We start from the raw sequence: 15,854 nt of genomic DNA, 5'->3' as shown, positions 1-15,854 counted from the left end.
TATGGCTTTTAAGAAAGATACAAAAGTTAAAAATAATTTTACGAAGATTACTATAGGTCTTGCCTCTCCTGAGGAGATCTTGGAAAATTCGTATGGCGAGGTTACAAAACCTGAAACCATTAATTATCGCACATATAAGCCTGAACGTGACGGTCTATTCTGTGAGCGTATTTTTGGTCCTACCCGTGATTATGAATGTGCCTGCGGTAAGTACAAGCGTATTCGTTATAAAGGTATCGTATGTGATCGATGTGGTGTAGAGGTAACTGAGAAAAAGGTTCGTCGTGAACGTTCGGGACATATTGAACTCGTTGTCCCAGTTGCTCATATCTGGTATTTCCGTTCTTTACCTAACAAAATAGGTTATCTGTTGGGACTTCCAACAAAGAAACTTGATGCTGTGGTATACTACGAAAAGTATATCGTTATCAAGGCTGGTGCCATGGAGGGAAGGAAGGATGCTGATGGTTTGGAACTTAACGGTTCTCACAAGATGGACCTCCTTTCTGAGGATGAATATCTTGATATCCTTGACAATAAAATAGATCCTAACAATGACTATCTTGATGATAGCGACCCTAATAAGTTTATCGCTAAAATGGGTGCTGAAGCAATTTATGATTTGCTAGTTAATATAGATCTTGACGGTTTGAGCTATGAATTACGTGACCGTGCTAACAATGATGGTAGCCAGCAGCGTAAGACAGAGGCTTTGAAGCGTCTACAGGTTGTTGAGGCATTCCGTGCATCAAGGGATTTCAATAAACCAGAGTGGATGATAATGAAGATTATCCCAGTAACTCCTCCTGAGTTGCGTCCACTTGTACCACTTGATGGTGGTAGATTTGCTACATCTGACCTTAACGACTTATATCGTCGTGTCATTATACGTAACAATCGTCTTAAGAGACTTATGGAAATTAAGGCTCCTGAGGTTATCTTGCGTAATGAGAAACGTATGCTTCAGGAAGCTGTCGATTCTTTGTTTGACAATTCACGTAAGTCTTCAGCTGTTAAGAGTGAAAGCAATCGTCCTTTGAAGTCACTTTCTGATTCACTGAAAGGTAAACAGGGACGTTTCCGTCAGAACTTACTTGGTAAGCGTGTTGACTATTCTGCACGTTCTGTAATCGTTGTAGGTCCTGAATTGAAAATGGGCGAGTGCGGTCTTCCAAAATTAATGGCAGCCGAACTATATAAGCCATTTATTATACGTAAGCTTATTGAGCGTGGTATAGTAAAGACTGTAAAGAGTGCAAAGAAGATTGTTGATCGTCGTGAACCAGTTATTTGGGATATCCTTGAAAATGTAATGAAGGGACACCCTGTAATGCTTAACCGTGCGCCGACACTTCACCGTCTTGGTATTCAGGCTTTCCAGCCAAAACTTATTGAAGGTAAAGCTATCCAGCTTCATCCACTTGCATGTACTGCTTTCAACGCTGACTTTGATGGTGACCAGATGGCTGTCCATCTTCCATTAAGTAATGAGGCTGTACTGGAGGCACAGATTCTTATGCTGCAAAGCCATAATATTCTGAACCCAGCAAATGGTGCCCCTATCACAGTACCTTCACAGGATATGGTGCTTGGTTTGTATTACATTACAAAGATACGTCCAGGTGCTAAGGGAGAGGGACTTAATTTCTACGGATCAGAAGAGGCTATGATTGCCAATAACGAGGGACGTTGTGAACTGCATGCACGTGTTAAGTGTATAGTTGATGATGTCGTTGATGGCAAACCAGTTCGTCATATGGTTGAAACATCTGTTGGACGTGTTATCGTAAATCAGATTATTCCTGATGAAGTAGGTTTCTTTAATGATATTATTTCAAAGAAAACACTTCGTGGCATCATTTCTGATGTTATCAAGGCTGTTGGTATGGCTCGTGCTTGTTCTTTCCTTGATGGAATCAAGAACTTGGGTTACCGTATGTCTTATGTTGCTGGTCTTTCATTTAACTTGGATGATATTATCATACCAGAGGAGAAGGCTGACATTGTAGGTAAGGGTCAGGAAGAGGTCGATCAGATAAAGGCAAACTATGAAATGGGTTTCATCACTGATACTGAGCGTTATAATCAGGTAATTGATGCATGGACTCACGTAAATAATGACCTTGGTAATGTCTTGATGAAAGAGATGACTGAGGCTGATCAGGGATTCAATGCTGTATACATGATGCTTGATTCTGGAGCCCGTGGTTCTAAAGACCAGATTAAGCAGCTTTCAGGTATGCGTGGTCTTATGGCAAAGCCTCAAAAGGCTGGTGCTGAAGGACAGCAGATTATTGAAAACCCAATTCTTTCTAACTTCAAGGAAGGTATGTCTGTGTTGGAGTACTTCATCTCTTCACATGGTGCTCGTAAGGGTCTTGCTGATACCGCTATGAAGACTGCCGATGCTGGATATCTGACTCGTCGTCTTGTTGACGTCTCTCATGATGTTATTATCACAGAGGAAGATTGTGGTACACTTCGTGGTCTTGAATGTCGTGCCCTAAAGAATGGTGACGAAATAATTTCTACATTGTATGAACGTATTCTTGGACGTGTTTCTGTTCATGATATTGTTCTTCCTACAACTGGTGAGATTATAGTTCATGCTGGTGAGGAAATCAATGAGGCTAAAGCTAAAATAATTGACGAGTCTCCAATTGAAATGGTTGAAATCCGTTCAGTTCTTACTTGTGAAAGCAAGCATGGTGTATGTATGAAGTGTTACGGACGTAACCTTGCTACTGCAAGAATGGTTCAGTTAGGTGAGGCTGTCGGCGTTATCGCTGCTCAGGCTATCGGTGAACCTGGTACACAGCTTACACTTCGTACTTTCCACGCTGGTGGTGTTGCTGGTAACGCAGCAGCAAATGCAAGTATTGTGGCAAAGAATGATTGTAAAGTAGAATTTGATGAAATTCGTACTGTTCCATTCAAGAACGAGGACGATAAGGATTGCAAAATGGTTGTAAGCCGTCTTGCTGAAATTCGTTTCATCGATCCAAATACAAATATAGTACTTAGTACTCTTAATGTTCCTTACGGTTCTTCACTTTATTTCGGTCAGGGTGACTTGGTAAAGAAGGGTGATCTAATTGCAAAATGGGATCCATTTAATGCCGTCATCGTTACTGAGTATGCAGGTACGTTGAGATTCAATGACGTCATCGAAGGTATAACCTTCCATGCTGAAACCGACGATACAACCGGTTTGACAGAAAAGATTATTACAGATTCTAAGGACCGTTCAAAGGTTCCTACATGTGATATTCTTGATGCTGCTGGTAATGTTGTTGGAACATATAACTTCCCTGTTGGTGGTCACGTTGTTATTGAAGATGGTGCAACAGTTAATACTGGTGAGACTATCGTTAAGATTCCACGTGCAGTAGGTGGTGCTGGTGATATCACTGGTGGTCTGCCTCGTGTAACAGAGTTGTTCGAGGCTCGTAATCCTTCTAACCCAGCTGTCGTTTCTGAAATTGATGGTGAAGTAACAATGGGTAAGGTTAAGAGAGGTAACCGCGAGATTATCGTAACTTCAAAGACTGGTGATCAAAAGAAATATCTAGTATCATTGTCTAAGCAGATTCTTGTTCAGGAACATGATGCTGTTCGTGCTGGCACACCTCTTTCTGATGGTGTTACCACTCCTGGTGATATCCTTGCAATTAAGGGTCCTACTTCAGTGCAGGAATATATCGTGAATGAGGTTCAGGACGTTTATCGTCTACAAGGTGTTAAGATTAATGATAAGCACTTTGAAATTATCGTTCGCCAGATGATGCGTAAGGTTCGTATAGATGATCCAGGTGACACAACATTCTTGGAGCAGGAATTGGTTGATAAATTGGATTTCGCAGAAGAGAATGATCGTATTTGGGGTAAGAAAGTTATCACAGATGCTGGTGATTCTGATATTATGAAACCAGGTCAGATTGTTACTGCACGTAAGTTGCGTGACGAGAACTCTTCTCTGAAACGCCGCGATCTCAAACTCGTTCAGGTGCGTGATGCTGTTCCTGCAACATCTACTCAGATTCTGCAGGGTATTACTCGTGCCGCTCTTGCTACTAAGAGCTTTATGAGTGCTGCTTCTTTCCAGGAAACAACTAAGGTTCTTAATGAGGCTGCAATTCGTGGTAAGCAGGATAAGCTTGAAGGTATGAAAGAAAATGTTATTTGTGGACATTTAATACCAGCAGGTACTGGACTTCGCCAATGGGATAAACTTGTTGTCGGTTCAAAAGAAGAGTATGAGCGTATGCAAGCTAATCGTAAAAATGTTCTTGACTTCGCTGAACACGGAGTTGTTACAGAATAATAACGATATACATTATTATAATAGAGTAGGCAGCATTTCTTGTTGCCTACTCTTTTTTATTATATAAGGTTATTACTGTTCCGCAAAAAAAACATGCAATGAGTCTGTATTGGGTTTATATCAATTCGTAACAATATATATCCAAGTGCATAGATTTGAATTTTGTACAGTTTGGCTGTCTTACCAGCGTTTTTTGTGTTGTTTAGCTACGAAGCTACGGCATGTCTCGCAAAGCTTGTAAACATTGGGAGTAACGAAACGTAGCTTGCTGGATTCAACTACGTTAAGCTACGTTCTAGCTACGTCAACTTGTGCCTTTTTAAGAATGAAATGTATTCTATGAGTGAAATTGTCAAAGAACCGTTAGCTGTATCTGAGAAACTGAGGATATTTACATAGATTCAGTAAACGAAAGCAGGATTTTCAAGCTTGTTTAAATGTTCTGCCGAATTCCGCTGAATTCTCGGCAAAGATACTTCAAGATTTTTATCCATGCAATGAAATCAAGTTTGAGCTGTTAGCCAAAGTTTCAATTACTGGTACTACACAGACTCTAATACGCGCGCGCACGCACACTCTGGACTTTTCTGAAAAACAAGTGTCGAAGTCTCTATTCGTTCAACATCAATTTGTTAGACTTCTTTTCGAACCGAATTAAGTGTTGGTTATTCGCCGATGAAATCTAGACAAAGATTTTCCTTATTTTGCATTGCACGTGAACTTCACAAAGTTTGTCGTTGCGTTTTACGATGTTTTACGATGCGTTTTGCGTTATATTGCATTGCGTTTTACGATGTGTTGGAAGGTGAAATAACGTAAAACGCAATGCGTTTCTATATAGAAACGCATGCAAAATTTGATATTTCACCGTCACCTTATATCAGTCAATTAGGTTGATAATATATTGATATTCACAATGTTGTCACTTCGACACTTATGTTTTAAAACTCCTGAGTGTGCGCATGTGCGCGCGTACATTATATACAGAAATACACAACGTAGCTAAAACGTAGCTCATCGCAGCTAAATTGGGCTAGCGATCTCTCGTTAACCCCTCTGTTTATAGGCTTTGCGAGAGATGCCGTAGCTTCGTAGCTAAACAATACAAAAAACGCTGGTAAGACAGCCAAACTGTACAAAAATTAAATTGTTATAGAGAAATCTAGGCTCCCAATATCTATTTTGTCACTTGCTACACTAGAAGCTAATCGTTTTAAGTTGACACTAGAGTTAATTTTTAGTATACACATTTGATGAGGAATATAAATACTCAAGCAAAAAATATCATTCCATAAACTATAATTAGTATTATACTATTGCCAATAAGTATTTAATTATTTTGTTTGTTTTCTTGTGTGTGCGAAAGTTTTTACGTACCTTTGTATATATATAATAAACCTTTAGATTAGTAATAGTTATGGAAGATAATAAAAATCAGAATCAAGGACTACAAATCGAATTAAAACCAGAAATAGCAAAGGGTGTTTATGCTAATTTAGCGCTTATAACACATTCAAGCTCAGACTTTATTCTTGACTTTGCTAGTATATTGCCGGGACTCCCTAAACCAGAGATAAACTCTCGTGTAATAATGGCTCCGGAGCATGCTAAGCGTTTGCTTCAGGCCTTGCAGGAAAATGTGTATAAGTATGAGCAGCAATTTGGTAAAATTGTTATACCAGAACAACAATCAGGTATTATAGCTCCCTTTGATTTACCTAAAAAAGAGTCATAGATTAATATCGTTTTTAAAATAAATGTTAATAAAGTCTATATCTTGCTAATTTTGACAAGATATAGACTTTTCGCATTCTTTATAATTAGGTAATTCAAAGTTTTGTTCGTACCTTTGCAGCCCGAAATGGGCATGTTTCAATGCCTAGTTCTATGTTGAATGACAATAATAAAATAAATATATAAATTAAAAAAGTAAAATTATGCCTACTATTTCACAGTTAGTAAGAAAAGGCAGAAAGGTGATTGTTGACAAGAGCAAGTCACCGGCTTTGGACAACTGTCCTCAGCGCCGCGGTGTTTGTGTTCGTGTTTACACCACAACACCTAAGAAGCCTAATTCAGCAATGCGTAAGGTTGCACGTGTACGTTTGACAAACCAGAAGGAAGTAAACTCTTACATTCCAGGAGAAGGACACAACCTTCAGGAGCACTCAATCGTTCTTGTACGTGGTGGTCGTGTAAAGGACCTTCCTGGTGTACGTTATCACATCGTTCGTGGTACTCTTGATACTGCAGGTGTTGCTAATCGTACTCAGCGTCGTTCTAAGTATGGTGCTAAGCGTCCAAAGGCAGCTAAGAAGTAATTCTGAAATTAAAGAAATTTTTATCCGTTTTGCTGGAGATATTGTTAATAACAGGTTGAGTAAATGCTCGGGAGCGAGCATTGAAGAACACTAAGAAACAGCCCCATGCAGAATTTATTTTTCAAACAAAATGAGAAAAGCAAAACCAAAGAAACGTGTGATCCTTCCGGATCCAGTTTACAATGACCAAAAGGTCTCAAAGTTCGTTAATCATTTGATGTATGATGGTAAAAAGAATACATCTTATGAAATCTTTTACAAGGCTCTTGATACAGTAAAGGATAAGATGGCAAAAGAAGAGAAGCCAGCTCTTGAAATATGGAAGCAGGCTCTTGATAACATCACTCCTCAGGTTGAGGTAAAAAGCCGCCGTATTGGTGGTGCTACATTCCAGGTACCAACAGAAATACGCCAAGACCGTAAGGAAAGTATTTCAATGAAGAACCTAATCCAGTTTGCACGTAAGCGTGGTGGTAAGTCAATGGCTGAGAAATTGGCTGCTGAAATTATGGACGCTTATAACAATCAGGGTGGCGCATTTAAGCGTAAGGAAGATATGCACCGTATGGCTGAAGCTAACCGTGCATTCGCTCATTTCAGATTCTAATCATATAAAGGTAAAAAGAAAATGGCAAATCGCGATTTACATTTAACTCGTAACATCGGTATTATGGCTCACATTGATGCGGGTAAGACAACAACGTCTGAACGTATCTTGTTTTACACTGGTAAAACTCATAAAATTGGTGAAGTTCATGATGGTGCGGCTACAATGGACTGGATGGCTCAGGAGCAGGAGCGTGGTATAACTATTACTTCTGCGGCTACCACTTGTAACTGGAATTACGAAAATAACTCATACAAGATTAACTTGATTGATACTCCGGGACACGTTGACTTTACCGCTGAGGTAGAACGTTCTCTTCGTGTACTTGATGGTGCTGTTGCTACATATTCTGCTGCTGATGGTGTTCAACCTCAGTCAGAGACTGTTTGGCGTCAGGCTGACAAATACAACGTTCCTCGTATCGGTTATGTTAATAAGATGGACCGTTCTGGTGCTGATTTCTATGAAACAGTTCGCCAGATGAAGACTGTTCTTGGTGCAAACCCTTGCCCAATTCAGATTCCTATCGGTGCTGAAGAGAACTTCAAAGGTGTTGTAGATCTTATCACCATGAAGGCTATTCTTTGGCATGACGAGACAATGGGTGCAGAGTATGATGTAGAAGAAATACCTGCAGAACTTGTTGACGAGGCTACCGAATGGCACGACAAGATGATAGAGAATGCAGCTAATTTTGATGATGATGTTATGGAACTTTACCTTGATGGTAAAGAAGTTCCTGCAGATAAGTTGATTGCTGCTATCCGTAAGGGCACCATCTCAATGGAGCTTACTCCTATGCTTCTTGGTTCTTCATATAAGAACAAGGGTGTACAGCCACTTCTTGATTATATTTGTGCATTTTTGCCTTCTCCACTTGACACAGAAGCTATTATCGGTACAAACCCTGATACAGAAGAAGAAGAGGGTCGTAAACCAACAGAGGATGCTCCAACATCAGCTCTTGCGTTTAAGATTGCTACCGATCCATTCATGGGACGTCTAGTTTTCTTCCGTGTATATTCAGGTAAAATTGCTGCAGGTTCATATGTATACAATCCTCGTTCTGGTAAGCGTGAGCGTATCAGTCGTTTGTTCCAGATGAACTCAAAGCAGGAAATTCCAATGGAGTCTATTGACGCTGGTGATATCGGCGCAGGTGTAGGTTTCAAGGATATTCGTACTGGTGATACTCTTTGCGATGAGGATCATCCTATAGTTCTTGAGTCAATGACATTCCCTGATACAGTTATCTCTGTTGCTGTTGAACCAAAGAGCCAGGCTGACGTTGCTAAGATGGATACTGGTCTTGCTAAACTTGCAGAAGAGGACCCAACATTTACTGTTCGTACTGATGAGCAGAGCGGTCAGACTATCATTTCTGGTATGGGTGAACTTCACCTTGATATCATTATTGACCGTCTTAAGCGTGAGTTCAAGGTTGAATGTAATCAGGGTAAGCCACAGGTTAATTATAAGGAAGCTATTACTCGCACAGCCCAAAGCCGTGAAACTTATAAGAAGCAGTCTGGTGGTCGTGGTAAGTTCGCTTGTATCGATGTTACTATTGGTCCTAAGGACGAGGATTATAAGGAAGGCGATTTGCAATTCGTTAATGCTGTAAAGGGAGGTAATGTTCCTAAGGAATTCATACCATCTGTACAGAAAGGATTTGCTGATTGTTTGTCTAATGGTGTTCTTGGTGGTTTCCCAATGACTGGTCTTAAGGTTACTCTTTCTGATGGTAGCTTCCACCCAGTTGACTCTGATCAGTTGTCTTTCGAACTAGTTGCTCATCAGGCATTCAAAGTTCTTTGCCCTAAGGCTGGTCCTGTTCTAATGGAACCAATTATGAAGGTAGAGGTTGTTACTCCTGAAGAGAACATGGGTGATGTTATTGGTGACTTGAATAAGCGTCGTGGTCTCGTTCAGGGTATGGAAGAGGCTCGTAGTGGTGCACGTATCGTTAAGGCTATGGTTCCATTGGCTGAAATGTTCGGTTATGTAACAGCTTTGCGTACTATCACTTCAGGTCGTGCTACTTCTTCAATGGAGTACGATCATCACTCACCTGTATCTACAACAATAGCTAAGTCTGTCCTTGAGGAAGTTCATGGACACTCAGAACTACTGTAAAGAATATTAAAGTCAGGGGAGAGTTGCTTAGCGAATGACTCTTAAGCGATGATTCCCTTACTTCTTTATTTATACATTTATAATTAAATTAAACAATGAGTCAGAAAATTAGAATTAAGCTGAAGTCTTATGATCACATGTTGGTTGATAAGTCAGCTGAAAAGATTGTGAAGGCTGTAAAGGCTACGGGCGCTATTGTTAGCGGTCCTATTCCATTGCCAACCCACAAGCGTATCTACACAGTAAACCGTAGTACTTTCGTTAATAAGAAAGCTCGTGAGCAATTCCAGCTCTCAGATTTCAAGCGTCTTATTGATATCTATAGTTCTACAGCAAAAACTGTTGATGCCTTGATGAAACTAGACTTGCCATCAGGTGTAGAAGTTGAAATTAAGGTCTAATTTTATTAAGTTTAGTATTAATCTTTTAAATTTTTATTGAAATGCCAGGATTAATTGGAAAAAAAATCGGAATGACATCCGTTTTCAGCGCCGACGGTAAGAATGTACCGTGCACTGTTATCGAAGCTGGTCCTTGTGTTGTAACCCAAATCAAATCTGAAGAAAAAGATGGTTACAAAGCTGTTCAATTAGGTTACGGAGAAGCTAAGGAGAGTCGTACTTCTAAGCCAATGATGGGAACCTTTAAGAAAGCTGACACAACACCAAAGAAGCACTTGGCCGAGTTCAAGTTTGACGAGGAACATAACCTCGGCGATACTATTACTGTTGAACTTTTCGCTGATGCTAAGTTTGTAGACATCGTTGGAACCTCTAAAGGTAAAGGTTTCCAGGGTGTTGTTAAGCGCCACGGTTTTGCTGGTGTAGGCCAAAGTACTCACGGTCAGGATGACCGCGCTCGTAAACCGGGATCTATTGGTGCTTGTTCTTATCCTGCAAAGGTGTTTAAGGGCATGCGCATGGGTGGTCAAATGGGTGGTGACCGTGTTACTACTCAGAATCTCCAGGTGTTAAAGATAATTCCAGAGCATAACCTTCTTCTTGTAAAGGGTTCTGTTGCTGGATGTAATGGTTCAACCGTTTTAATCAATAAGTAATGGAAGTTAGCGTTTTAAATATAAATGGTCAGGAGACCGGAAGAAAGGTAACTCTTAATGAGGCTATCTTCGGAATTGAACCTAACGATCACGTTCTTTATCTTGATGTAAAACAATATCTTGCACAACAGCGTCAGGGTACTGCAAAATCTAAGGAAAGAAGTGAAATAAGTGGTTCTACTCGCAAACTTGGTCGCCAGAAAGGTGGCGGTGGTGCTCGTCGTGGTGATATTAACTCACCAATTTTAGTTGGTGGTGGTCGTGTTTTCGGCCCTAAGCCACGTAATTATGACTTTAAATTGAACAAGAAAGTAAAAGTTCTTGCTCGTAAGTCTGCGCTCTCATATAAGGCTCAGGAAAGTGCTATTGTTGTTGTCGAAGACTTCAACTTTGAGGCTCCGAAAACTAAAGATTTTGTAAATTTTGCTAAAAATCTTAAAGTTGAAGACAAGAAGGCACTTGTTGTTTTGCCAGAAGTTAATAAAAACGTATATTTGTCTGCTCGTAACTTGAAGCGTGCTAATGTAATGACTGCTTCAACGCTCAATTCGTATAAAGTTTTGAATGCTGATGTCTTGGTTATAACAGAAAGCTCTCTAAAGGCTATTGACGGTATCTTAACAAAGTAAAAAAGGAGAATTAGAATATGGCATTTATTATAAAACCATTGGTTACTGAAAAGCAGACCAATATCACGGAGAAGAACGCTAGCCGTTATGGCTTCATCGTTCGCCCTGAGGCTAATAAACTCCAAATTAAGAAAGAGGTCGAGGGTCTGTATAATGTTACAGTAGTAGATGTGAACACTCTTCGTTACGCCGGAAAGCGTTCTAGCCGCTTTACAAAGGCAGGACTCGTTAAGGGTCAGAAGAATGCGTTCAAAAAAGCAATCGTCACTGTAAAGGATGGCGATACAATTGATTTTTACAGCAATATTTAAATAAAAAATGGCAGTACGTAAATTAAACCCGGTTACACCGGGACAAAGACACAAAGTTATTGGCACGTTCGAGGATATTACTGCATCCGTGCCAGAGAAGTCTCTCGTTTACGGCAAACGTTCTACTGGTGGTCGAAACAACACTGGTAAGATGACCGTTCGCTATGTTGGTGGTGGCCATAAGCAGAAGTTTCGTCTTGTAGACTTTAAACGTGAGAAAGATGGTGTTCCAGCTGTAGTTAAGACAATAGAGTATGATCCAAATAGATCAGCTCGTATTGCTCTTCTTTATTATGCAGATGGTGAAAAACGTTACATTATTGCTCCTAATGGACTGCAGGTAGGTACTACTCTGATGTCTGGTGCAGATGCTGCTCCAGAGATTGGTAATGCTCTTCCTCTTGCTAACATTCCTGTCGGTACAGTAATTCATAATATTGAATTACGTCCAGGACAGGGTGCATTGCTAGTTCGTTCGGCTGGTAATTTTGCTCAGTTGACTTCTCGTGAGGGCAGTTATTGTGTTATTAAGCTCCCTTCTGGTGAAACACGCCAGATTTTGAGTGCTTGTAAAGCTACTATTGGTAGTGTTGGTAATTCTGACCACGCATTGGAACAGTCTGGTAAGGCTGGTCGCTCTCGTTGGTTAGGTCGTCGCCCACATAACCGTGGTGTTGTTATGAACCCTGTTGATCACCCTATGGGTGGTGGTGAAGGTCGTCAGAGCGGTGGTCATCCACGTTCTCGTAAGGGTCTTTACGCAAAGGGTCTTAAGACTCGTGCACCTAAGAAGCTTTCTAGCAAGTATATTATCGAAAGAGCTAACAAAAAATAAAGAGTAAATTATGAGTCGTTCATTAAAAAAAGGTCCATACATAAACGTATCACTTGAAAAGAAAGTTCTCGCTATGAACGAGAGCGGTAAGGCGAGTGTTGTTAAAACATGGGCTAGAGCATCAATGATTTCCCCTGATTTTGTGGGACACACTGTTGCAGTTCATAACGGAAACAAATTTATCCCTGTTTACATTACTGAGAACATGGTAGGTCACAAGCTCGGTGAGTTTGCTCCTACACGTCGTTTCGGCGGACACTCTGGTAATAATAGGAAGTAAGCGGGTTTAAACCATTTAACAAATTAGAATAAATAATGGGAGCAAGAAAACATATCGCAGCTGAAAAATTAAAGGAAGCTCGCAAAAATTTGTACTTCGCTAAGCTCAAAGGCGTTCCTTCTTCTCCACGTAAAATGCGCTACGTAGTAGACATGATTCGTGGTATGGAAGTTAACCGCGCTCTCGGAGTACTTAAGTTCTCTAAGAAGCAGGCTGCTGCAGACGTTGAGAAGCTGCTGCGCTCAGCAATTGCTAACTGGGAGAATAAAAATGACCGTAAGGCTGAAGATGGTGAACTATATATTAGTAAGGTCTTCGTTGACGGAGGTGTTACTATGAAACGTATGAGACCTGCACCACAGGGTCGTGGTTTTAGAATCCGTAAGCGTTCTAATCACGTCACCTTGTTTGTAGAAGCCAAAACTAACGACGAAAATAATAAATAGAATGGGACAGAAAGTTAATCCAATAAGCAACCGACTTGGTATTATCCGTGGTTGGGATTCAAATTGGTTTGGTGGCAAGAACTTCGGAGATAACCTCGTTGAGGATCGTAAAATCCGTAAGTATCTTAATGAGCGCCTAGCTAAGGCTAGCGTTTCTCGCATTGTCATTGAGCGTACACTGAAACTCGTCACCATCACTATTTGTACAGCCCGTCCGGGTATCGTCATTGGTAAAGGTGGTCAGGATGTTGATAAACTTAAGGAAGAGTTGAAGAAACTCTATAATAAGGATATCCAAATTAACATCTTTGAAGTTAAGAGACCAGAGCTAGATGCAAACATTGTTGGTAATAGCATAGCACGTCAGGTTGAAGGTAAAATCTCTTACCGTCGTGCAATTAAAATGGCTGTTCAAAATACAATGCGTGCAGGAGCAGAAGGTATAAAGGTTCAAATTACAGGTCGTCTGAACGGAGCTGAAATGGCTCGTAAGGAAATGTTCAAGGAGGGTCGTACCCCATTGCATACTTTCCGCGCAGACATCGATTACTGTCAGGCAGAAGCCCTCACTAAGGTTGGTCTTCTGGGTATTAAGGTTTGGATTTGCCGTGGAGAAATTTATGGCAAGCGTGACTTAACACCTAACTTTACTCAGGAGAAGCAAAATGGTGGCCGTTCTAATGGTGGCCGTAATGGTCGTGGCGGTAATCGTAAGAGAAACAATAACCGTTAAAAGTAGAAGCTATCATGTTACAGCCAAAAAGAGTAAAATATAGAAGACCTCAAGATGGTCGCGGTAATAAAGGTAACGCGCACAGAGGTACACAATTGGCTTTTGGTTCGTTTGGTATCAAGACTCTTGAGCCAAAGTGGATTAATAGTCGTCAGATAGAGGCAGCTCGTGTAGCTGTAAACCGCTATATGAATCGTCAGGGACAGGTTTGGATAAGAATCTTCCCTGATAAACCAATCACTCGTAAACCTGCTGATGTCCGTATGGGTAAAGGTAAGGGAGATCCTGCTGGATGGGTTGCACCAGTAACACCGGGACGTATCCTCTTTGAAGTAGAGGGAGTTTCTTTTGATATTGCTAAAGAGGCGCTTCGCCTTGCTGCTCAGAAGCTTCCTGTCAAGACAAAGTTTGTTGTTAGACGTGATTTCGATAAAAACGCTTAAACTATGAAGATTAAAGAATTAAAAGAACTTGATGTCAAGGGATTGGCAGAAAAGTTGGAGACATCAAAGGCAAAACTCAATCAAATGAAGTTGAACCATTCAATAGCTCCTCTTGAGAATCCATCACAGATTAAGGTTGCTCGTCGCGACATCGCACGTATAGAAACAGAACTTCGTCAGAGAGAACTTAATAAATAATAATGGTCCAGATGGAAACAAGAAATTTAAGAAAAGTAAGACAGGGTGTTGTTGTCAGCAACAAAATGGATAAAACCATTGTTATTGCCTCTAAGTTCAAAGAGAAGCACCCTATTTATGGTAAATTTGTCCAGAAGACAAAAAAGTACCATGCTCATGACGAGAAAAATGAAGCAAATGTAGGTGATACAGTGCAGATTATGGAAACTCGTCCTCTATCTAAGACAAAGAGATGGAGATTAGTACAAATTGTAGAAAAAGCTAAGTAATTATGATACAGGCAGAATCAAAACTTACAGTATGTGATAACAGCGGCGCACGTGAGGCTAAATGCATCCGTGTTCTCGGTGGTACCGGTCGTCGTTATGCTAGTGTTGGTGACGTTATAGTAGTTGCTGTACAAAACGTCATACCTTCTAGCGATTTGAAAAAAGGTGCAGTATCAAAGGCTTTGATCGTACGCACAAAGAAGGAAATTCGTCGTGCTGATGGTTCTTATATCCGTTTCGATGATAACGCATGTGTATTGCTCAATAATGCAGGTGAGCTCCGCGGTAGCCGTATCTTCGGTCCTGTAGCTCGCGAACTTCGTGCAGTAAACATGAAAGTTGTATCTTTGGCACCTGAGGTTCTTTAATTAATCATAAAACAAGTAAGTAATGAGTAAGTTACATATAAAGAAAGACGACACAGTAGTTGTTCTTGCCGGTGGTGACAAGGGCAAGACTGGTAAGGTGCTCAAGGTGTTGGTTGAAAAGAACCGTGCTATTGTTGAGGGGGTAAACCTCGTGTCTAAGAGCACTAAGCCTTCTGCTAAGAATCCTCAAGGAGGTATTATTAAGCAAGAGGCTTCAATTAATATTTCAAATCTCAGTCTGATCGATCCAAAGAGTGGCAAAGCTACTCGTGTTGCTATCAAGCATGATGGCAAGAATGTGATTCGCATCGCTAAAAAGTCAGGGGAGGAAATCAAGTAATGGATACAGCACAGTTAAAGAACGTATACAAGGAGTCTATCGCTCCTGAACTTCAAAAGCAGTTTAACTATTCTTCAACAATGCAGATCCCTGTTTTGAAGAAGATTGTTATCAATCAAGGTCTTGGTGACGCTACACAGGACAAGAAAATTGTCGATGTAGCGGTTAATGAGATCACTGCTATTACAGGTCAGAAGGCTGTAGCTACATATTCTAAGAAGGATATCGCTAACTTCAAACTCCGTAAGAAAATGCCTATCGGTGTCATGGTTACTCTTCGTGGTCAACGCATGTATGAATTCCTAGAGAAGCTCATACGCGTTTCTCTTCCACGTATCCGTGACTTCAAGGGTATTGAAAGCAAGTTTGATGGTCGTGGTAACTACACTTTAGGTATCACAGAGCAGATTATCTTTCCTGAGATAAATATCGATGAGATTGACCGTATCCAGGGTATGAACATTACTTTTGTAACATCAGCTAATACTGATGAAGAAGGTTATGCTCTTCTTAAGGCTTTCGGTCTTCCATTCAAGAACGTTAAAAACGATTAAGGA

19 protein-coding genes are annotated in these 15,854 nt (G+C 40.6%); all 19 read left to right on the top strand.

Annotated elements, in window-relative coordinates:
• Position 1 precedes the first annotated feature (1 nt).
• The gene (rpoC, locus tag prwr041_RS04345; protein WP_207155138.1) at positions 2-4,324 is read left to right on the top strand and encodes a DNA-directed RNA polymerase subunit beta'; all 4,323 of its coding nucleotides are present in this window, start codon (positions 2-4) and stop codon (positions 4,322-4,324) included.
• Positions 4,325-5,741: 1,417 nt separating this feature from the next.
• Entirely contained in the window at positions 5,742-6,059 is a 318-nt protein-coding gene (locus prwr041_RS04340; protein ID WP_207155137.1) for a DUF3467 domain-containing protein, read from the top strand.
• A gap of 202 nt (positions 6,060-6,261) precedes the next feature.
• Positions 6,262-6,645, top strand: coding sequence for a 30S ribosomal protein S12 (gene rpsL / locus prwr041_RS04335; RefSeq protein ID WP_018462913.1), 384 nt, complete (start codon positions 6,262-6,264; stop codon positions 6,643-6,645).
• 130 nt (positions 6,646-6,775) lie between these two features.
• Positions 6,776-7,252 (top strand): 30S ribosomal protein S7, encoded by a 477-nt coding sequence (gene rpsG / locus prwr041_RS04330; protein WP_207155136.1) that lies wholly within the window; start codon positions 6,776-6,778, stop codon positions 7,250-7,252.
• A gap of 21 nt (positions 7,253-7,273) precedes the next feature.
• Positions 7,274-9,388, top strand: coding sequence for an elongation factor G (gene fusA, locus prwr041_RS04325; RefSeq protein WP_207155135.1), 2,115 nt, complete (start codon positions 7,274-7,276; stop codon positions 9,386-9,388).
• A gap of 95 nt (positions 9,389-9,483) precedes the next feature.
• A complete protein-coding gene (gene rpsJ / locus prwr041_RS04320; protein WP_018462916.1) occupies positions 9,484-9,789 on the top strand; it encodes a 30S ribosomal protein S10 in 306 nt (101 codons plus the stop codon).
• 41 nt (positions 9,790-9,830) lie between these two features.
• The gene (rplC, locus tag prwr041_RS04315) at positions 9,831-10,445 is read left to right on the top strand and encodes a 50S ribosomal protein L3 (protein WP_207155134.1); all 615 of its coding nucleotides are present in this window, start codon (positions 9,831-9,833) and stop codon (positions 10,443-10,445) included.
• Entirely contained in the window at positions 10,445-11,074 is a 630-nt protein-coding gene (gene rplD, locus prwr041_RS04310) for a 50S ribosomal protein L4 (RefSeq protein WP_207155133.1), read from the top strand. Before rplC ends, rplD begins: the two co-directional genes overlap by 1 nt.
• 17 nt (positions 11,075-11,091) lie before the next feature.
• Positions 11,092-11,385: a 50S ribosomal protein L23 gene (gene rplW / locus prwr041_RS04305; protein WP_018462919.1), complete on the top strand. Its 294-nt coding sequence runs from the start codon at positions 11,092-11,094 to the stop codon at positions 11,383-11,385.
• Positions 11,386-11,392: 7 nt separating this feature from the next.
• Complete coding sequence (rplB, locus tag prwr041_RS04300) at positions 11,393-12,220, top strand: 50S ribosomal protein L2 (protein ID WP_207155132.1); 828 nt, start codon at positions 11,393-11,395, stop codon at positions 12,218-12,220.
• Between the two features lie 10 nt (positions 12,221-12,230).
• Positions 12,231-12,500, top strand: coding sequence for a 30S ribosomal protein S19 (rpsS, locus tag prwr041_RS04295; protein WP_018462921.1), 270 nt, complete (start codon positions 12,231-12,233; stop codon positions 12,498-12,500).
• Between the two features lie 35 nt (positions 12,501-12,535).
• Positions 12,536-12,946, top strand: coding sequence for a 50S ribosomal protein L22 (rplV, locus tag prwr041_RS04290; RefSeq protein WP_207155131.1), 411 nt, complete (start codon positions 12,536-12,538; stop codon positions 12,944-12,946).
• A 1-nt stretch (position 12,947) separates the two neighbouring features.
• Positions 12,948-13,679 (top strand): 30S ribosomal protein S3, encoded by a 732-nt coding sequence (gene rpsC, locus prwr041_RS04285; RefSeq protein WP_207155130.1) that lies wholly within the window; start codon positions 12,948-12,950, stop codon positions 13,677-13,679.
• 14 nt (positions 13,680-13,693) lie between these two features.
• Positions 13,694-14,122, top strand: coding sequence for a 50S ribosomal protein L16 (gene rplP, locus prwr041_RS04280; RefSeq protein WP_004371782.1), 429 nt, complete (start codon positions 13,694-13,696; stop codon positions 14,120-14,122).
• Between the two features lie 3 nt (positions 14,123-14,125).
• Positions 14,126-14,320 (top strand): 50S ribosomal protein L29, encoded by a 195-nt coding sequence (gene rpmC / locus prwr041_RS04275; RefSeq protein ID WP_207155129.1) that lies wholly within the window; start codon positions 14,126-14,128, stop codon positions 14,318-14,320.
• A gap of 2 nt (positions 14,321-14,322) precedes the next feature.
• Positions 14,323-14,589, top strand: a complete 267-nt coding sequence (gene rpsQ, locus prwr041_RS04270) for a 30S ribosomal protein S17 (RefSeq protein ID WP_007134552.1) — start codon at positions 14,323-14,325, stop codon at positions 14,587-14,589.
• A gap of 2 nt (positions 14,590-14,591) precedes the next feature.
• On the top strand, positions 14,592-14,957 hold the full coding sequence (rplN, locus tag prwr041_RS04265) for a 50S ribosomal protein L14 (protein WP_018462927.1): 366 nt from the start codon (positions 14,592-14,594) through the stop codon (positions 14,955-14,957).
• A gap of 22 nt (positions 14,958-14,979) precedes the next feature.
• Positions 14,980-15,297 (top strand): 50S ribosomal protein L24, encoded by a 318-nt coding sequence (rplX, locus tag prwr041_RS04260; protein ID WP_207155128.1) that lies wholly within the window; start codon positions 14,980-14,982, stop codon positions 15,295-15,297.
• The gene (gene rplE, locus prwr041_RS04255; RefSeq protein WP_207155127.1) at positions 15,297-15,851 is read left to right on the top strand and encodes a 50S ribosomal protein L5; all 555 of its coding nucleotides are present in this window, start codon (positions 15,297-15,299) and stop codon (positions 15,849-15,851) included. Before rplX ends, rplE begins: the two co-directional genes overlap by 1 nt.
• Positions 15,852-15,854: the final 3 nt, after the last annotated feature.

The organism is Prevotella herbatica, assembly GCF_017347605.1.
GTDB lineage: Bacteria > Bacteroidota > Bacteroidia > Bacteroidales > Bacteroidaceae > Prevotella > Prevotella herbatica.
The sequence above is the reverse complement of the archived record's forward strand: the minus strand, read 5'-3'. Positions and strand labels throughout refer to the sequence as shown.